The 18315-nt window shown below is 44.4% G+C and carries 18 protein-coding genes and 1 pseudogene; 6 read left to right on the plus strand and 13 right to left on the minus strand.

Annotation, left to right across the window (positions count from 1 at the left end; all coding sequences use genetic code 11):
• Nucleotides 1-282: 282 nt before the first annotated feature.
• The 5 genes and pseudogenes from VY86_RS00345 to VY86_RS00360 all read left to right on the plus strand — a co-directional run bounded on the left by VY86_RS00345 (nucleotide 283) and on the right by VY86_RS00360 (nucleotide 4140).
• Nucleotides 283-693 (plus strand): type III secretion system chaperone, encoded by a 411-nt coding sequence (locus VY86_RS00345; RefSeq protein ID WP_046973507.1) that lies wholly within the window; start codon nucleotides 283-285, stop codon nucleotides 691-693.
• 69 nt (nucleotides 694-762) lie between these two features.
• Nucleotides 763-2292, plus strand: coding sequence for a hypothetical protein (locus tag VY86_RS00350; protein ID WP_052760746.1), 1530 nt, complete (start codon nucleotides 763-765; stop codon nucleotides 2290-2292).
• 15 nt (nucleotides 2293-2307) lie between these two features.
• Nucleotides 2308-2392: pseudogene (locus VY86_RS26355) on the plus strand (transposase); the annotation flags it as partial.
• 86 nt (nucleotides 2393-2478) lie between these two features.
• Nucleotides 2479-3099: a GSH-dependent disulfide bond oxidoreductase gene (gene yfcG, locus VY86_RS00355; RefSeq protein WP_046973508.1), complete on the plus strand. Its 621-nt coding sequence runs from the start codon at nucleotides 2479-2481 to the stop codon at nucleotides 3097-3099.
• 126 nt (nucleotides 3100-3225) lie between these two features.
• Nucleotides 3226-4140: a TIGR01777 family oxidoreductase gene (locus tag VY86_RS00360; RefSeq protein WP_046973509.1), complete on the plus strand. Its 915-nt coding sequence runs from the start codon at nucleotides 3226-3228 to the stop codon at nucleotides 4138-4140.
• Here VY86_RS00360 and VY86_RS00365 read toward each other — a convergent pair.
• The 11 genes from VY86_RS00365 to VY86_RS00415 form a co-directional block, all read right to left on the minus strand.
• The gene (locus VY86_RS00365) at nucleotides 4121-4705 is read right to left on the minus strand and encodes a UbiX family flavin prenyltransferase (RefSeq protein ID WP_046976630.1); all 585 of its coding nucleotides are present in this window, start codon (nucleotides 4703-4705) and stop codon (nucleotides 4121-4123) included. The two genes, VY86_RS00360 and VY86_RS00365, sit on opposite strands and share 20 nt — an antisense overlap.
• A gap of 47 nt (nucleotides 4706-4752) precedes the next feature.
• Complete coding sequence (purF, locus tag VY86_RS00370) at nucleotides 4753-6270, minus strand: amidophosphoribosyltransferase (protein WP_046973510.1); 1518 nt, start codon at nucleotides 6268-6270, stop codon at nucleotides 4753-4755.
• A 14-nt stretch (nucleotides 6271-6284) separates the two neighbouring features.
• Nucleotides 6285-6791: a colicin V production protein gene (gene cvpA, locus VY86_RS00375; RefSeq protein ID WP_046973511.1), complete on the minus strand. Its 507-nt coding sequence runs from the start codon at nucleotides 6789-6791 to the stop codon at nucleotides 6285-6287.
• Nucleotides 6792-6994: 203 nt separating this feature from the next.
• Nucleotides 6995-7672 carry a cell division protein DedD gene (dedD, locus tag VY86_RS00380; protein WP_046973512.1) on the minus strand — a complete coding sequence of 226 codons (678 nt, stop codon included), beginning with the start codon at nucleotides 7670-7672 and terminating at the stop codon, nucleotides 6995-6997.
• Complete coding sequence (gene folC, locus VY86_RS00385; RefSeq protein WP_046973513.1) at nucleotides 7662-8960, minus strand: bifunctional tetrahydrofolate synthase/dihydrofolate synthase; 1299 nt, start codon at nucleotides 8958-8960, stop codon at nucleotides 7662-7664. Before folC ends, dedD begins: the two co-directional genes overlap by 11 nt.
• Nucleotides 8953-9897: an acetyl-CoA carboxylase, carboxyltransferase subunit beta gene (gene accD / locus VY86_RS00390; protein WP_046973514.1), complete on the minus strand. Its 945-nt coding sequence runs from the start codon at nucleotides 9895-9897 to the stop codon at nucleotides 8953-8955. Before accD ends, folC begins: the two co-directional genes overlap by 8 nt.
• A 101-nt stretch (nucleotides 9898-9998) precedes the next feature.
• Complete coding sequence (locus tag VY86_RS00395; protein WP_267481294.1) at nucleotides 9999-10688, minus strand: DedA family protein; 690 nt, start codon at nucleotides 10686-10688, stop codon at nucleotides 9999-10001.
• Between the two features lie 50 nt (nucleotides 10689-10738).
• Nucleotides 10739-11533, minus strand: coding sequence for a tRNA pseudouridine(38-40) synthase TruA (gene truA, locus VY86_RS00400; RefSeq protein ID WP_193386973.1), 795 nt, complete (start codon nucleotides 11531-11533; stop codon nucleotides 10739-10741).
• 41 nt (nucleotides 11534-11574) lie between these two features.
• Complete coding sequence (locus VY86_RS00405) at nucleotides 11575-12585, minus strand: aspartate-semialdehyde dehydrogenase (protein WP_046973516.1); 1011 nt, start codon at nucleotides 12583-12585, stop codon at nucleotides 11575-11577.
• A 52-nt stretch (nucleotides 12586-12637) separates the two neighbouring features.
• Complete coding sequence (gene pdxB / locus VY86_RS00410; RefSeq protein ID WP_046973517.1) at nucleotides 12638-13765, minus strand: 4-phosphoerythronate dehydrogenase PdxB; 1128 nt, start codon at nucleotides 13763-13765, stop codon at nucleotides 12638-12640.
• A gap of 86 nt (nucleotides 13766-13851) precedes the next feature.
• Nucleotides 13852-14628, minus strand: a complete 777-nt coding sequence (locus VY86_RS00415) for an AraC family transcriptional regulator (protein ID WP_046973518.1) — start codon at nucleotides 14626-14628, stop codon at nucleotides 13852-13854.
• Between the two features lie 102 nt (nucleotides 14629-14730).
• Between VY86_RS00415 and VY86_RS00420 the strand changes: the two genes are divergently transcribed.
• Nucleotides 14731-15645 (plus strand): DMT family transporter, encoded by a 915-nt coding sequence (locus VY86_RS00420; protein WP_046973519.1) that lies wholly within the window; start codon nucleotides 14731-14733, stop codon nucleotides 15643-15645.
• Here the strand turns inward: VY86_RS00420 and VY86_RS00425 are convergent.
• Both VY86_RS00425 and tctD read right to left on the minus strand, forming a co-directional pair.
• A complete protein-coding gene (locus VY86_RS00425; RefSeq protein WP_046973520.1) occupies nucleotides 15626-17047 on the minus strand; it encodes a sensor histidine kinase in 1422 nt (473 codons plus the stop codon). The genes VY86_RS00420 and VY86_RS00425 overlap by 20 nt on opposite strands.
• Nucleotides 17044-17712 (minus strand): transcriptional regulator TctD, encoded by a 669-nt coding sequence (gene tctD, locus VY86_RS00430; RefSeq protein ID WP_046973521.1) that lies wholly within the window; start codon nucleotides 17710-17712, stop codon nucleotides 17044-17046. Before tctD ends, VY86_RS00425 begins: the two co-directional genes overlap by 4 nt.
• Between the last annotated feature and the right edge of the window lie 603 nt (nucleotides 17713-18315).

Here is an 18315-nt window from a genome sequence, read left to right on the forward strand (position 1 = left end):
AAAATATGCAGTTCTTTGGTTCTCTCAGTACCTGGCCTATTCACTCAATCTACGAGGATGTGGGGAAACCATAACCCAATGCGGCGATAAGGTTGACCACCCCACCTTATCCCGCTCCGGCTCTTCATAAAAGATGGTATTGTTTTGTTAACGCAGCAGAACCAATTTGTCTGATTAATTTTTACAATATCATCGTCTGTTTTTGATAGACGATCCTGTGCTTCGACCACATAATTTGGACAATATTTTAGTCGTACTCAATTATTTTTATGAGATTTATTGATGTCCAAATTAGAGAAATTATGTGCAGATTTTACCGCTCAGACTAACATTATGTTGAATCTTTCTACGGGCGCAGCGCAATTGAATATTGGTGATTATGGCCCTTGGTGGATAGAGGTGGACTCAACGGGATCTATGCTGACTTTCCATCATACAGTCACTTCATTTGTTGAGAATGATGCGGAATTTTGGCTCTCATTAAACAGTAATATCAATATACTTGGAGGAGCATGGCTCGCATTACATCAGCCAACGCGAACTATTCGTCTCTGCTTGCTTCAGGATATAACACGAATCGATTCTATTGATTTGGTCAATATTTTGGGAAATCTGCAAAAAATAAGAGCTGAACTGCCTTTTCCCGAAATTAAACACACCACTTCAGCATCAACCTACGATATTTTAGTTTGATATGTTTTTTTAGAGAGTAAATTCAAAGAGCTCACAGAAGAAAAAACAATAAAATAATGGAGAGAAAGTATGTCGAATCTTTCAATACAGAGCGCTAACACCAAGATTGATATTAATCACAATGAGTTGTCTCAAGCGGCTTCAACAGATAAAACTTGTCACTGTTGCGAACCGTTGCTAAATAATACCATTGATAATCCACTTACCGCACCAACCTCTGTGATCACACAATGGAATGAAAAATCCGTCGTAACCAACAAACAAATTGAAGCTAACATTTCCCGTTTAGCCAGCGAAAGTACTGCCGCCCATAAAACGGTTGATTCTCTCTTATCTAACCTGGTAAAACTTTTCGTTCGGGTGGAGGGTAATGAGTTAACCGCAATCACTAAGATGCTTAATGCCTATACCGGAGATAAACCCGGATTCAGTATTTTAGGTCAGCTTGGTGCGGGTGGATTTACCCGGATTATTAGCGAAGCACAACAAAGCGGTGTCAGGCCTGATAGGGCAAATACAGAACCTCTGACATTGAGGGAGAAAGCCACTGCTTACTATGATCTGACTAATTCAGCTTATTTCCGGGATACTCTGGAGAAGATCTATTCATCACCTGAATTAAAATCAGAGTTCAAAGATATAATTGATATTGGTTACCTGGAAAGTAAAAACTTTGCACCAGCCCGCGGTTCCACTAAGGAAAATCCTTTACCTGATCAGTTGGCGCTCTACACTTTTAAAAATGAAAATAAATTTAATGCCTCTAAAAATCCCGAATTATATCAGGTGACAAAACAGGAAAAAGGGCAAGAAGTGACAAGTAATCCTGCTCTGGCTGGCAATAGCCTGACAAAAGTCCAGAATGATTTCAGAACACCCGCTCCTGATAAAGATAATGTCTGGTCATCTGCCGCTTCACTTGAAGCCGATAATCGTCTGACCAACCGGGAGTTGGCATTTGCCCGTTTAAACCCCCGCAACCGGCTGGACAGAACTGACTATCAGTTTAGTCAGTCAGGCCCCATCAAAGCACATCAAGAATTAGCGAAGGAAAACGTTATAGTACAACGTGGTAATGGTTTTGCTGTCTGGAATGTGAAAGAAAATACAGGATTTTCTAAAGATGCAGCCTTACACAATTTGCCAACGGTCGCTGCTCCTTCAGGCACCACGGATCGTTTTATTACTGCGGCCAGGTTGTTAGGTACAGGACTGAAAAATGATCTTTCTTTAGGTACTCCTGCTAACGGGGAATCACCGGAGCAGTCAATTCAGCGAGGGGAGCGGGAAATGAAAGAGCTAACCCGATGGCTGGCAACAGGTTACTTGGTTGATGATAATCATCATTCTATGATCGAAGTTAATTTAGGGGCGGCTAACCACGGTTTAGCGTCTCAGTGGGGATTGAATCTCTATACCGAACCCTTCTCTTCTCCTATACATGCCAAGGGATTTAGCATATCCAGCCAGGAAATATTGGCAGAATTAGAAAATCGTGAGGATGTCCGCACAGATTACTCTACTTTCAAGAAGGATCTGTACGGCGGAAGTCGGGCAGTTGTTAACGCAGATGGCAGTATAAGAACGAATTCCAGATAACCCTTCCTTTTGCCACTTCATCTGATAATTCATGACCGGGGAGTTGTTGTCGGTTAAACTCACCCCCGGCAATACGGATGATCGCCAGCCAGTGCGGGAATGAGCAAAAGGTCTGAATTGGCTATTCTTGGATAGATCTAAGGTAATGTAATATGTAATACAATTTCATGTCCCACTGGAGGTTCTATGATCGACCTGTATTATGCCCCAACACCAAATGGTCACAAAATCACGCTCTTTCTTGAAGAAGCTGGCCTTCCTTACAACATTTACCGGATTGATATTGGTGCGGGAGATCAATTTAAACCTGAATTTCTTGCAATTTCTCCTAACAATAAAATTCCGGCTATTGTTGATCAGCAACCCGCCGATGGCGGCAAACCTGTCGCCATTTTTGAATCTGGCGCCATTCTGACTTATCTGGCAGAGAAAACGGGTAAGTTACTCAGCCAAGATGTGCGCGAACGTATTCAAAGCCTGCAATGGCTGTTTTGGCAAATTGGTGGCTTTGGCCCAATGCTGGGACAAAATCACCATTTTAGTCACTTTGCGCCCGAGAAAGTCCCTTACGCGATTAATCGTTATCAAGAAGAGACCAAACGCTTATATAAGGTTCTGAATACTCAATTGGAAAAAACAGCCTATCTGGGTGGTCAGGAATACAGTATCGCTGATATCTCAACTTATCCGTGGGTTCGTGCCTATGAGCGTCAAAATATTGATCTGAGCGATTATCCCGCAGTGAAAAAATGGTTTGATGTTATTAGCCAACGCCGCGCTACCCAAATAGCCTACAGCAAGGCCTAATACCTGTCTGCGGGGTAACTATTTCCCCGCAAAACTTGATCCGGCTAACAGATAGCTGTATTTTAAATCATCAGCCTTGATATCCCTGCTATAGTTTCTATATAAACTTAGGTTATAGGAGTGGCTATGTATATTTTAATCACCGGAGGAACAGGCTTGATTGGTAGCCGTCTGGTTTTCCAACTTCTTTCCCTATCCCACTCCATTACCATTCTGAGCCGCTCACCACAAAAAGTGTACTCTCTGTTCAGTAAACAAGCTGAATGCTGGACCACTCTGAAAGATAAAACGGACCTCAATGATTTTGATGCCGTTATTAATCTTGCTGGCGAACCCATAGCAAATAAACCCTGGACTTCAGCGCAAAAAGAAAAGCTGTGCCAGAGCCGCTGGACACTAACAGAACAACTCAGCAAGTTAATTAATGCCAGTCAGACACCACCAGAAGTATTTATTTCCGGCTCTGCGGTGGGCTATTACGGCGATCAGAATCAGGCAGTTGTGACAGAACATGAACCACCCAATAATGAATTTACTCATCAACTCTGTAAACGATGGGAACAACTTGCGTTACAAGCTGCCAGTGACAAAACCCGTGTTTGTCTTTTGCGTACCGGCGTTGTACTGGCAAAAAACGGTGGAGTACTGAGAAAAATGTTACCACTTTTCCGTCTTGGACTTGGTGGCCCTATGGGTAGCGGAAAGCAGTACCTACCTTGGATCCATATCGATGATATGGTGAATGCCATCTATTACCTGTTGATGACGCCCGGTTTGAGCGGTCCTTTTAATATCACCGCCCCTTATCCGGTACATAATGATCAGTTTGCCGCAACACTCGGAGAAGTATTGAACCGCCCTTCAATTATCCGCATACCAGCTTTTGTGCTGAAATTACTCATGGGAGAAGCTGCGGCACTGGTACTGGGAGGACAGCAGGCAATACCGCATAAACTGGAACAAGCTGGTTTTGGCTTCCGCTATTTTCAGCTAAAGGAAGCTTTTGAAGACCTGCTAAACACTAAATCTCAACACCTTTAGCGCCTTGCCAACGGGTAAACAGGTCATGAGGTAGCTCGATATCAAACTGATCGAGCACCCGATTAACCGTCTGGTCAATAATATCCTGAATCTGTTCAGGCCGATGATAAAATGCAGGCACTGGCGGCATAATCACCGCACCTATTTCTGCCGCCTGAGTCATCAACCTGAGATGCCCCAAATGCAATGGCGTTTCTCTCACACCAAGCACCAACTTACGACCTTCTTTCAATACAACATCTGCCGCTCTGGTCACTAATCCATCGGTATAGCTGTGAACAATACCTGAAAGGGTTTTTATTGAACATGGCAAAACGATCATACCCGAAGTTTTGAACGAACCGGAAGAGATAGCAGCGGCTATATCTCTGTTGTCATACACGACATCAGCCAGCGCTTGCACATCTCGTAAACTATAATTTGTTTCAAGGGCCAGTGTCTGGCGAGCGGACTGACTGATGACCAGATGTGTTTCTATGCCCCCAACTGGCTGTAAAACTTGCAGCAGCCTGACGCCATAAATAGCCCCGCTTGCTCCTGTAAGCCCCACGATCAATCTTTTCATTTTTTCCTCGTGCTGACACTGGACAACAATTTTAAATCCGAAGGTCATCAACCTTCATTATAGATATCCAGATTTTCGATTTCGTTCTGATTATTCAATGTCATTTCATCGTCTTTACGCAGATTTTCCAGATAATAGAGATAAGTCTGGTCAATGTCTTTGGTAACATAAATGCCATTGAATACTGAACATTCAAACTCTTCAATATCTGGGTTTTCTTCACGAACAGCATCAATCAGATCCGTCAAATCCTGGAATATCAACGCATCTGCACCAATGAGCTGGCGAATTTCATCAACTTCACGCCCATGAGCGATCAATTCATTTGCATTTGGCATATCAATGCCATAAACATTCGGGAAACGCACTTCTGGAGCCGCAGACGCAAGATAAACCCTCTTCGCTCCCGCTTCACGGGCCATTTCAACAATCTGTTCCGACGTTGTACCGCGAACGATAGAGTCATCCACCAGCAGCACATTCTTATCGCGGAATTCCGCACGATTGGCATTCAGTTTACGGCGGACTGACTTCCGGCGCTCCTGTTGACCCGGCATAATAAATGTCCGACCAACATAACGGTTTTTCACAAATCCCTGACGGTAAGGTTTACCCAGTATACGGGCAATTTCCAGAGCAATATCACAGGAAGTTTCAGGGACAGGAATAACCACATCAATATGTAAATCTTCCCACTCACGGGCAATTTTCGTTCCCAGCTTATGCCCCATCCGCACACGGGCGTTATAAACCGAAATCTTATCAATAAAAGAGTCTGGACGGGCAAAATAGACAAATTCAAACAAACAGGGAGTCAGAGAAGGATTTTCAGCGCACTGGCGGGTAAATAACTGACCTTTCTCAGTGATATAAACCGCTTCACCCGATGCAACATCCCGCAGGAATTCAAACCCCAGCGTATCCAATGCAACACTTTCAGAAGCGACCATATACTCATTACGGCCATCATTCAGAGTACGCTTGCCTAACACCAACGGACGAATACCGTGTGGATCTCGGAAAGCGACTAACCCATGACCGATAATCATCGCAATACAGGCATAAGCACCACGAACCTGTTTATGCATTGCCGCTACCGCGGCGAAAATATTGTCAGGCTCCAACGGATAATGCTGGAAACGATCCAATTCATTAGCAAAAACATTGAGCAAAATCTCGGAATCTGACGTGGTATTCACATGACGACGGGCATTTTCAAACAACATTTTTTTTAATTCATGCTCATTCGTCAAATTACCATTGTGTGTCAATGTAATACCAAATGGAGAGTTCACATAAAACGGCTGGGCTTCCGATGCACTGGAGCTGCCCGCCGTCGGATAGCGAACATGACCAATCCCAATCGTTCCCTGTAAACGCCGCATATGCCGGGTTTCAAACACATCTCTCACTAAGCCGTTGGCTTTGCGTAAACGAAACCCATTGTTACCATCAATAGTGGCAATGCCAGCAGCATCTTGCCCACGGTGCTGAAGCACCGTCAACGCATCATAAATCGACTGGTTAACCGGTGTAAAACCGACGATACCAACAATACCGCACATGTAGTTTTTCCTCATCAGCCAAGCGGAGAGGTATATTTCTCCGGCAGGAAACTTGACGCATTTTGCAGGTAGTCAAAGAACCACCTGATGATATGACTGAACTGCGGGATCAATTGTGACTGCTTCCAGTCATCATTTTGAGACAATGGTGTGAATGTATCCAGAAAAAACAGAATAGCAGCAACAATCAGCACACCACGCAATGCCCCAAAGCAGACTCCGAGTACCCTATCAGTACCAGACAATCCAGTCCGTTGCACAAGAGAACCTATCACATAGTTCACCACAGAACCGACAATCAAAGTCGCAATAAACAGAAGCGCAATGGCGATTCCGTTACGCACCAGTTCATCTTCAAAACGGGTAAAATAGACCGCTAAGTAAGAGTAGAAGTGGCTTGCCACAAAAAAAGCACATCCCCAGGTGACCAGTGACAACGCCTCACGAATAAACCCACGAATCAGGCTAACCAATGCCGAGAAGCCAATAATGGCAATAATAACGTAATCAATCCAAACCATGTTTTAATTCCAAAATAGACGCCCCGGCATCCGTTTCAGGCGCATTTTAACAGAAAACGAAAACGTTTGCGTAGCAGATTTCCTATTCCACTGAAAATAATTAGCGGCGATATAGGAAATTCATTATCGCCGCGGTCGCTTAATATTTACTACTTAATTTCATCACAATTATCCTATTCATCACATAGGCATCGTCAGCTTTATTACGGTCTATAGCTTCTTACCTGCCCTTGTAATCCTGTCAGATTTTTCAGTTCTGATAACGCCGAGTCGAGTTGTTGTTTAGAAGCATTCGGACCGACATATATTCTGGTTAACTGCCCATTCACCGGAGATGAAGGTACCGTATAGACCTGATAACCCGACAAACGCAGTCTGGCAACGATTTCATCCACCTTTCCAGCGTTTTTCAAGGCACCCAGTTGTACGATATATGCTTGCCCTTGCGGTGCTTTTTCAACGGGTTTAACTTCAGGCTTCGGTTCCGGTTTAATCTCTGGTTTCGCCAACACCGGCTGCTTAATATCCGGTTTTTGTTCAGGCTTAATCTGTGGTTGAGGTTTGACTTCCGGCTGAACAGCAGGAGGCGCTATCGGTGCAGCCGACGACGGAACTGTCACCAATGGTATTTCCGGCTGCTCTAGCGTCTCCGGCAGCAATGCCTCTGTCTCATCTTCCAGAGGCATTGATAATATTGGCGGATTAAGGGGAGGAATAGATTCAATTTCTTGCTCATCCCCAGGCTTCGGAACCAGGGGAATTGATGCAAACTTATCTTCGTTATATTTCTTGTTGCCGTCCAACAATGCAGGCAGCACAATAACACCCAGTGCTACCAACACAATTGTACCGACCAAACGATTTTGAAATTTACTTGCCACTTCGCTTCTCCCTGTCCAGAGCCTCCATGACATGCGCTACTGTGTGGAATGAACCACAAACGACAACAATATCCTGTTCATCAGCGTCTGCCATTGCCTGATACCAGGCACTTTCCACATCAGTAAATACCCGTGGCTGCTCAAGATGCTCAGCCAATGCCTGTGCATCTGCACCACGCAGTTCAGTCAACGGAGCGCAATACCACTCATTAATTTGCTGTGACAGGCAAGCCAGTGTGCCGGCAATATCTTTATCGCCAAGCATACCCACTACCCCAAGAATTTTGCTGCCCGGTTGACGGGGCAACAGGGTTAATTTCTGTACCAGATAAGCCGCGGCATGTGGGTTATGCGCCACATCCAGAATCAACAACGGCTTTTCATGAATTATTTGGAAACGCCCAAGCAATTGCGCATTTTGCAGCCCCTGATGGATGGCATTTTCATTAATAGCCTGACTGACTTTATCTCCTTGTCGTAACAGGCAACAAATAACACCCATTGCGGTTGCGGCATTCATCAAAGGAACATTTGGCAAAGGCAGATGACTAAATAGCATATCATCAGATTGCCAGTGCCAATCTTTCTCCTGTTGAGAAAAGCGCCAGTCAATACCACAGCGGAACAACTTGGCCCCCAATTCATCGGCAACTTCCGCAATAGAAGATGGCATATCCGGTTCACCAACCACGGCGAAACAATCTTTGCGGAAAATTCCCGCCTTCTCACAACCAATATGTTCGCGATCAGCCCCTAACCAGTCAATGTGATCGAGTGCAATACTGGTAACGGCTGCAATATCGGCATCCACAATATTTGTCGCATCCAGCCGCCCACCTAAGCCGACTTCTAAAATAACGACATCCAGGCAAGCTTCTTTAAACAATTGCAGAGCCGCTAATGTGCCATATTCAAAATAAGTCAGTGAAATATCACTACGGCGAGATTCAATATCCGCAAATACACGACAGAACGCCTGTTCAGGTAACTCTTTACCCTGAATACGGACTCTTTCGGTATAACGTACAAGATGCGGTGAGCTGTAAACGCCCACTCTCAGCCCAGCCGCCAACAGCACAGATTCGATAGTGCAACAAGTGGTGCCTTTACCATTAGTACCGGATACGGTTATCACCTTAGGTGCGGGATTAACCAATTCCAAGGTTCGGGCGAGTTTGCCCACACGTTCAAGCCCCATATCAATGGCTTTAGTATGCAGGCTTCCAAGATAGGAAAGCCACGTCGTCAGCGGCGACGTGGCTTGAGGAATTTGCAAAGTGTCAGACATCTTCTTTATTGGTACTTATTTGAATATTCGCATCAACATCAGCGGGTTCTGCCACCAATTCAGCAACAACGGCTTTAGTACCAGGTTGCGGCTGATGAGTCAGTTTAGAAAGCAAACGGGCAAGTGTGTCTCGTATTTCAGGACGACGAACAATCATGTCAATCGCCCCCTTTTCCAGCAAAAACTCACTGCGTTGGAAACCTGGCGGCAATTTCTCGCGTACTGTCTGCTCAATAACACGTGGACCAGCAAAGCCAATCAATGCCTTCGGTTCAGCAATATTAATATCACCCAACATTGCCAAACTCGCTGAAACACCGCCCATTGTCGGGTCAGTCATCACAGAGATATAAGGCAAACCACGTTCCTGCATTTTTGCCAAAGCAGCACTGGTTTTCGCCATCTGCATCAGTGACATCAGCGCTTCTTGCATACGGGCACCGCCACTGGCAGAAAAACAGACCAGAGGACAATTGTCTTCCAACGCCTGTTCTACCGCGCGAACAAAACGGGCGCCGACAACAGAAGCCATTGAACCACCCATAAACGCAAATTCAAAAGCAGCAGCAACAACCGGCATACCACTCAACGTGCCTTTCATCACGATCAGTGCGTCTTTCTCTTCAGTTTGCTTTTGTGCTGCCGATATGCGGTCTTTATACTTTTTAGAATCGCGGAATTTCAGAATATCTTTCGGCTCTAATTCCTCCCCTAATTCAGTTTTTGTCCCTTCATCAAGAAGAGTCTCCAACCGGGTACGCGCCGAAATACGCATGTGATGATCACATTTAGGGCAAACCTCAAGATTGCGCTCTAACTCAGCACGGTAGAGCACCTGACTGCAACTATCACATTTGGTCCAAACCCCTTCAGGGATATTTGCCTTACGAGTTTGGGTAATGTTGCTTTTATTAAGAATTTTTTCAATCCAGCTCATTGAATGATCTTTCCGTCTGAATCTGGCTTATGCCAGTTTTGTTATGTATGCCATTAAACCACAATGCTATTACAGTGTGGATAAAAAACTGCTCAAACCTGTTACGGGTTATTGGTTTTCTGTTTCATCGCCGCACGGCGGTGACGCCAGATTTCAATCACTCCGGGCAGGATTGAGATAAAGATGATAGCAACAATCAACAGTTTCAAATTCTGTTGTACCATTGACATATCACCGAATATATAACCAGCATAGGTGAATAACAGTACCCAAACCAGTGCGCCAATCACGTTATAAGCAGCAAAATGACGATAAGACATTTTCCCCATGCCTGCAACGAATGGTGCAAATGTTCTGATAATTGGTACAAATCGCGCTAAAATAATGGCTTTCCCACCATGTTTTTCATAAAACTCATGTGTTTTATCCAGATAACTCCGGCGGAAAATTTTCGAATTCGGATTGGTAAATAATCTTTCGCCAAAGACGCGGCCAATAGCATAGTTCACCGCATCGCCAATAATGGCCGCAATAATCATCAACACCACCATGATATGCACATTCAGATCATTTGAATCCAAAGCCGCTAAAGCACCCGCAACAAATAGCAGCGAATCTCCTGGCAAAAATGGAGTCACCACTAATCCTGTTTCACAAAACAGAATCAAGAACAGAATGCCATACACCCAATGACCATATTCTGCGACAAGCTCTGCTAAATGAATGTCAACATGGAGAATGAAATCAATAATAAATTTAGCAAAATCAATGAAATGTGTCAGATATTCCATAATACTCCCCGTTATACCAAAACATCCTTGTCGGCAACCAAATAAAAATGTTAAATCAGATCATCTGCCAGAAACAGAGGCCCCATATCAGATCCCGGCAAATCAAACTGTGCAGGGTAATCAACGGCAACTAGATATAATCCTGCCGCTTTCGCCGTCGCAGCGGCTTTCGTCCGGTCTTTTACAGCAAGCAATTGTGCCATCCAGTTAATATCTTGATTGCCACAACCAATTTCCATCAGGCTACCGACAATATTACGCACCATATGATGTACAAAAGCGTTGGCTTTAATATCTATTACGACGTAATGCCCGTAGCGGTTGACATTAATATGCATCACATTACGCCAGGGTGTTTTGGACTGGCATTGAACCGCACGGAAAGAGGTAAAATCATTTTCCCCCAACAAACACTGCGCGGCCTGATGCATCCGCTTTTCATCCAATGGATAATGAAAATGAGTCACGCCACTGGCCAGTACTGCCGGACGATAACGATGATTAAAAATAATATAACGATACCGCCGGGCAGTCGCGCTAAAACGGGCATGGAAATCCTCATCCACGGTTTTCACCCAACGAACAGCAACATCCGGTGGTAAATGTGCATTTACCCCCATTGTCCACGCCGCATCCTTGCGCAATGCAGACGTTTCAAAATGAACGACTTGCCCTGTTGCATGTACTCCAGCATCGGTTCGGCCGGCACAAAATACCGATATGGGTTCATTGGCGACTTTTGATAACGCTTCCTCAAGGCACCCCTGAACACTTTTCACTTCCTGCTGACGCTGCCAACCATAATACCGGCTGCCATCGTACTCAATACCCAATGCAATTTTCATTTTTGAACCTGGCACAAATGCTGTTTGTTCTGTACCAAGCATCAGTAAAATTGCTCCTGAATCAGTTTTTCTGCTGTCTCAACCGCCATCAGTGCACCACCAAACCGGATATTATCGGCCACAGACCAGAATTGTAATACCTCCGGCATACCATAATCATTGCGCAGACAGCCAATACTCAGCAAATCATTACCAGACGCATCCGTCACCTGAGTTGGATAATCGCCTTCCTCTGAAACGTTAATATCAACCATCCGCTCTAATTCTTCACGGGCTTCTTCCACCCCAACCGGACGCAATGTTTCCAAATGGACTACCTGAGCATTACCATAAAAAACAGAAGACTGAACGCAACTAACTGAAATGGGCAGCCCTTCATCCTGTAAAATTTTGCGTATCTGATCTACAACGCAGCGCTCTTCACGTACCGAGCCTTCAGCGTCTGCCAGCAGCGGCAAAAGATTAAACGCCAGTTGCTTGCTGAAACGACCTGGTTCTGGTGGGATACCGTTAAGTAAACGGGCGCTCTGCCCAGCTAATTCATCAACAGCCGCTTTGCCGTGAACGGAGACAGAGAGCAAATTGGTCAAATGTAAGCGTGCAATTCCTGCGGCGTCAACTAACGGTTTAATCGCTGTCAGCACCTGACTGGTCATGCAATCTGCCAAGGCGACAATATTACGGTTACGATAATCCGCCAATGCATGAGGATTCACACCCGGGACAACCAAGGGAACATCCGGCTCCATAGCAAACAATCCGCTGCTATCGAGCACCAGACAACCTGCTTCTGCCGCTTGTTCAGCATACTGTGCCGTGGCTTCTGTTCCGGCCACAAAAAAAGCGAGTTGCACCTGTGACCAGTCAAAATCAGCAACATCACGGACAATTAAATTTTTACCATTAAAACGCAGGTTTTCACCGGCACTATGTTCACTGGCAAGAGGATACAGTTCACCAACGGGAAACTGACGCTCCTGTAATAACGCCAGTATCGCTTCACCTACCGCGCCTGTCGCACCCAACAGGGCAATATTCCATCCTTCCGACATGTTGGTTTTCTCCACCTTATCTTTCTGACATGCAGATATATGCCTGCACCAATTAAATCAGTTCTGTACTGAAACCAAGAGCGGCTAATAACTCAGCACTCTCTCGGTTATCACAGCACACGGTCAAAGATGACCATTCCCGGCGTTCCAAATAGTTTTTACGCAGAAGATCGAATTGCCCTTTCTGACCGGCAACCTGCCGTAACGGGGTATCATCGCGGCGCACATCATACACTAAATGTATCAGTCGCTTCAGTGTGCTTTGAGTCACATTTCCATGCAAGGCGACCCGGCTGAAATCAGGCTCAGGCAACAGATCAGATAAGGCAACTTTACGGGGTTGACCAAGGAATCCACAGTAAGCCTCAAATACCTGTGTGGTGCCGCGTGCCTTGCCTTCGAGGGTATAACCCGCGATGTGCGGTGTACCTATATCAACTAATTCCAGTAATGGTAGGGATAAATCAGGTTCTAGTTCCCAAACATCCAGCACAACACTGAGTTTTTTACCACGTTTCAACTCGGCAAGCAGGGCCTGATTATCAACAACTTCACCCCGGCTGGCGTTAATCAATATGCGGTTATCCGGCAAAGCCGACAATAATTCAGCCCCCGCCAGATGAAGTGTTTTATATGGGCCTGATTTATTCAGTGGCGTATGGAATGTCAGAATATCCGCCTCTTTGAGCAGTTTTTCCAATGGCCAAAATTCACCAGCATCACCTCTTTCAGCTCTTGGCGGATCACATAAGAGTGTCCGTATGCCAAGGATAGATAACCGTTCTGCCAGCCGGCTACCGACATTACCGACGCCAATGATCCCGACAACTTTATCTTTGAGTTCAAAATTGTCACGTTCAGCCAGTAACACTAATGCTGAGAAAACATATTCAACCACAGCAATGGCATTGCATCCCGGCGCAGCAGAAAACCCGATTCCCGCTTGAGATAACCATTGTTGATCCACATGGTCCGTACCCGCTGTTGCCGTACCGATAAATTTTACCGTGCTGCCTTTCAGCAATTCTTCATTAACTTTAGTCACCGAGCGAACCATAAACGCATCCGCGTTATCCAGTGCGCCTTCCGGCACCGGACGCCCCGAAATAGCGTGTACATCCCCTAATTGCTGAAACAGTTGTTCAGCATAAGGCATATTTTCATCAACCAGAATCTTCACTTAATTCCATCCTGTGGCATCAAACGGACGTAGCCGGCTATTTTGCCATTTAATCGTAACAAAACCCATCACGACGGTTTCTTTTATTATTCGCTTTTTCTGAAACGCTCTGGTGTCGTACCCGCCAGTTGCTGAAACATCGCAATAAAAGCAGAAGATGAGCTGTAACCTACATCAAAGGCAACTTCATTAACGGTTTTCCCTTGTTCCAACAAAGAAATAGCATGGATAAACCGCAACCGTTGCCGCCATTCACTAAATGACATGCCTAATTCTTGCCGGCAACGCCGTGACAAAGTGCGTTCCGAGGTATAACGCTGTTTTGCCCATTGCAACAATGACGTATTATCAGCCGGATTACGTTCAAGTTCCTGTAGTATCGGTGCTAAAAGTTTATCTTTAGAGAAAGGCAGATAGGTATGCTGAACAGGAGACTGAATTAGCTGATCAATCAGCACTTGAGCCAGCCGTAAATCCTGTTCTGTTTCCGGTATTTTCAATTCACGTTCAAAACAATCAGCCATAATCGTATTGAATATTGGGCTAAGCCGGATAATACAAGGAGCATCCGGCAATAATTTCCCCCACTCAGGAGAAATATCTATTGCCCTGAATCTCATTGCTTTTCTACTATATCCCGAATGCGCTATTCCTTCCGGTATCCAGACACAAAATTGCGGTGGCGCTAAAAAATGTTGTTCTCCAGCATTCATTGCCATTACACCACAGACGACATAAATAAGTTGCCCGAATGGATGGGTATGACGTAAACACTCGGTGTCCGCACTGAATAACTCGCTGCGGAAAGAAATACTGACCGGAATATCCATGTCTTCCACAGGGATATGAAGTTTTTCTGCCATATTGTCTCAATTGCCTTATCCATTGTCTGATTATCGTTATATATAATAAATCAGACACCATTAGACTAAACACTCATTTTTATCTCAATGCGACTCATCTATATGAATATGATTTTCCCGCTTCTGGCAGTCCTGATTTGGTCAATTAATGCCGTGGTGAGTAAAGCCTCCGCTACAGCAATTGATCCAGCGGCAATCTCTTTTTATCGCTGGTTCCTGGCCTTTCTCACATTAACTCCCTTTGTTGCGCTGCCTGTTATTCGCCAATGGAAAACAATCTGTCAATATTGGTGGAAGTTATTAATCCTTGGTGCACTTGGTATGGTACTTTACCAAAGCTTGGCCTATTACGCTGCACACAGTATCAGTGCAACATTTATGGGAATTCTTAGCTCATTGATTCCTCTTTTGACCGTTGTCATCAGTATATTTGTTTTACGTGTTGTCCCCACTGTTGGTATTGCTCTTGGTGCTATTCTGTCGCTGTTTGGTTTAGTCTGGTTGGTCAGTACCGGTGATCCCATGTCATTGTTGCAACACGGTTTAGGCCGCGGTGAATTGATGATGTTGATTGCCTCCACCTCCTACGCACTCTATGGTGTATTAACCAAACACTGGTCTATTCCATTGCCAAACTGGCAATCCCTGTATGTGCAGATTACTTTTGGTGTCCTGTTATTACTGCCAAACTTCCTGTTGACCAACGATGTTCAATTAAATGCCAACAATATTTCGTTAGTCTTATTTGCCGGTATTCCCGCCTCTATCCTTGCCCCTTATTTATGGATACAAGGTGTCATAAAACTTGGCGCTAATACTACTGCCATATTTATGAATTTGACGCCGATATTTACAACAATTATCGCTATTCTGGTTCTGCACGAAAAAATTCACAGTTACCATCTGATCGGTGGCGGCATAACACTATTAGGTGTCATACTAGCACAACAATTACGTGTTCCTCTTTTTGGCCGTAAAACAGAAAAATCGCAGAAAATTAATCATCAGAAAACCTGAAAGGAATTCTTACTAATAAGCCGCCCAGTGTTTCACTGGGCAATAATTGGGGATGAGTACCATGATAAAGACTAATATCTTTCACCAGAGCTAACCCCAGCCCTGCTCCTTCATGCCCCGCAGCATTATCAAGACGATTAAAAGCCATCAGTGACAAATTGACTTCTTCTTCAGCAATCCCCGGCCCGCTGTCATCCACTTCCAAATAACAATATGTCTTACAAGGGCTGAGAATAATTCTGGAAGTGACAATTCCGCCTTCCGGCGTATATTTAATTGCATTGTCTAATAAGTTGGCGCACATTTCTGTCAGTAATACAGGTTCACCTTTTATCCGCTGAATATTTTCTCCTTCATAACCCAAATCAATATGTTTACTTTCAGCCTGTTGCAAGCGAGAAAAACACGCCTGTTGCAACAATTCGACTAAATTGACCGGTTTATAATCTTGAACAGCTTCCTTTTCATGCGCTTTTAAGCGAGAGAGCTGTAATAAACGGTCTGTCAGAGAAATCGTATTATCCAACGTGCGATCAATAGCCCGTAAGCTCTCTTTCCATTGTTCAGGATCTTGGCTGGCAAGCGCGACCGCCACCTGGGTTTTCAATACCGTTAACGGTGTTCTGAGTTGATGAGAAGCATCCGCACTGAATCTTTTCTGCCGGCTAACCATCAGTTTCAGCCGTTCTATATAGCGATTAAATGCATGTAATAACGGAGAAAGTTCTGACCACGGCAACATATCCGGTAACGGAGTAAGATCATTAGCGGGGCGACGAACCATGACACCAGAGAGTTTATGTAGTGGTTTGAGTAATTGTTTCAACAGAAAATAAGCCAGAATCAGAGTCAAGCCGACAACAGCTCCCTGACTCAGCAAAGAAGATATTAATAATTGTTGCGCAAAATAATGACGAGAAGCCACCGTTTCAGCAACCAGTATTAACGCCATTCCTATCATTCCACCTTCATTGATCGGCTGATAAAGCGCGGCAACCCGGATAGGCTGACCGTGATATTCCGCATCATAAAAATAGACCAACGCAGTGTATAAATTGGAACGCGGCGTATATTCAGGTATTAACGGCAAATCGTCATAACCAGAAATTGTTTTCCCTTCAGGAGATAACACCTGATAGAACAGCCGATCATTCATATTTCGCTCAAAACTATCCAGAACCACATAAGGTACATCAACAATCAATTGGTTATTCTCAACGGTCAGCCGTTCTGCCACGGTTCGGGCTGATGCCAGTAAAGTACGGTCATAAGCCAATGTAGCCGCATTTTTCGCACTGAAATAATGGGTATAAACAGACAGACTGCCCAACAAAAACAGCGGAACACCGAAAAATAAAAGTAACTGATGAAACAGTGAATTCGGTACTTTGAGCAATTTCATCCGTTTTGGCACTCAAGACGATAGCCTAATCCCCGTAATGTGCTAATCCCCACATTACTGCCTGACAATTTTTTCCGAACCCGGTGTACATAAAGTTCGATACTTTGTGGATTCGCTTCATCCGACAATGCAAATACCTGTTCAAAAAGCTGTTGTTTAGAGACCGGCCTTCCCCGGCGATGGAACAGGGTTGTCAAAACAGAGAGTTCCCGCGGTGTCAAAGCCAGTGGCTCATCGTTCAAAATAAAGTAACCTTCATCTTGATAAACCAGGGAGCCAAATATCAGGGTTTCCTGTGAAACATTTGCACTACGCCGAAGTAATGCCCGGATACGCGCCTCCAATTCCTGTAAATCAAAAGGCTTAGTCAGATAATCATCAGCGCCAGAATTAAGCCCTTTCACCCGATCAGAAACATCAGCCTTAGCCGTTAGCAATAATACCGGCAGATTTTGTCCCCGCTTACGCAAACGAACTAACAGAGAAAGACCATCCAGCCTTGGCAAAGAAACATCCAGAATCAGCAATGCATAATTTTCTGTCTGCAATAATTGATCGGCAACAATGCCATCACCAGCAACATCTACAGCAAACCCAGCACTACTCAGTGCTTTTTGCAGCCAATGCAATAATTCAGGGTGGTCTTCCACTAATAGTAAGCGCATATTTTAAATATCTAATCAATTAATATAATTACAAACATAACTATTTTCCCGATTTATATTACTGCTTGTAATATTTTGAAAAATAGCCGGACATTTAGAATCTATCTTACTTAACCCATTTTATTTACCGTTCAGCGCCATTCATTCCAGAATATAGGTGCTATAATTAACATAACTCAGTCCAACGAGTAATTTGTGATTTTTTGCGATTAATCAGATCGTAAAAACCAGATTAAGTTCCCTTCGAGAGATCTATTGTTTTGAAACGCTATTTAAGCCAAAAAAGCGAAATAATCCCTCATATAGGAGAAGTCACATGCCACACATTGAGTCAGATACAACCAAAGAATGTACCATTTGTCTTGAAAATAATGACAAGCCTTTTTACCAACTCAGTTGCAATCACGGCGGCCCCGAAAGCTATCCAATGCACACGGAATGCTTAAAACAAGCTTTCCAAGCTGAAGTTGACTCAAACAGAGTACCTGGAATAGCTTACGTGACATGCCCTTGCTGCCGACAAAATCCAGCACCGCTTGACATCGATGAAATCATGCACTTCGAGTAACCAATCAATAAACATAAAGATGCAAAACGGTTAAA

The organism is Photorhabdus thracensis (assembly GCF_001010285.1).
Lineage (GTDB): Bacteria > Pseudomonadota > Gammaproteobacteria > Enterobacterales > Enterobacteriaceae > Photorhabdus > Photorhabdus temperata.

Coding starts and splice junctions, on each gene's coding strand:
- VY86_RS00345 (WP_046973507.1), top strand. CDS start 283: ATGTCCAAATTAGAGAAATTATGTGCAGATTTTACCGCTCAGACTAAC.
- VY86_RS00350 (WP_052760746.1), top strand. CDS start 763: ATGTCGAATCTTTCAATACAGAGCGCTAACACCAAGATTGATATTAAT.
- yfcG (WP_046973508.1), top strand. CDS start 2,479: ATGATCGACCTGTATTATGCCCCAACACCAAATGGTCACAAAATCACG.
- VY86_RS00360 (WP_046973509.1), top strand. CDS start 3,226: ATGTATATTTTAATCACCGGAGGAACAGGCTTGATTGGTAGCCGTCTG.
- VY86_RS00365 (WP_046976630.1), bottom strand. CDS start 4,705: ATGAAAAGATTGATCGTGGGGCTTACAGGAGCAAGCGGGGCTATTTAT.
- purF (WP_046973510.1), bottom strand. CDS start 6,270: ATGTGCGGTATTGTTGGTATCGTCGGTTTTACACCGGTTAACCAGTCG.
- cvpA (WP_046973511.1), bottom strand. CDS start 6,791: ATGGTTTGGATTGATTACGTTATTATTGCCATTATTGGCTTCTCGGCA.
- folC (WP_046973513.1), bottom strand. CDS start 8,960: ATGTCTGACACTTTGCAAATTCCTCAAGCCACGTCGCCGCTGACGACG.
- accD (WP_046973514.1), bottom strand. CDS start 9,897: ATGAGCTGGATTGAAAAAATTCTTAATAAAAGCAACATTACCCAAACT.
- VY86_RS00395 (WP_267481294.1), bottom strand. CDS start 10,688: ATGGAATATCTGACACATTTCATTGATTTTGCTAAATTTATTATTGAT.
- truA (WP_193386973.1), bottom strand. CDS start 11,533: ATGAAAATTGCATTGGGTATTGAGTACGATGGCAGCCGGTATTATGGT.
- VY86_RS00405 (WP_046973516.1), bottom strand. CDS start 12,585: ATGTCGGAAGGATGGAATATTGCCCTGTTGGGTGCGACAGGCGCGGTA.
- VY86_RS00415 (WP_046973518.1), bottom strand. CDS start 14,628: ATGGCAGAAAAACTTCATATCCCTGTGGAAGACATGGATATTCCGGTC.
- VY86_RS00420 (WP_046973519.1), top strand. CDS start 14,731: ATGAATATGATTTTCCCGCTTCTGGCAGTCCTGATTTGGTCAATTAAT.
- VY86_RS00425 (WP_046973520.1), bottom strand. CDS start 17,047: ATGAAATTGCTCAAAGTACCGAATTCACTGTTTCATCAGTTACTTTTA.
- tctD (WP_046973521.1), bottom strand. CDS start 17,712: ATGCGCTTACTATTAGTGGAAGACCACCCTGAATTATTGCATTGGCTG.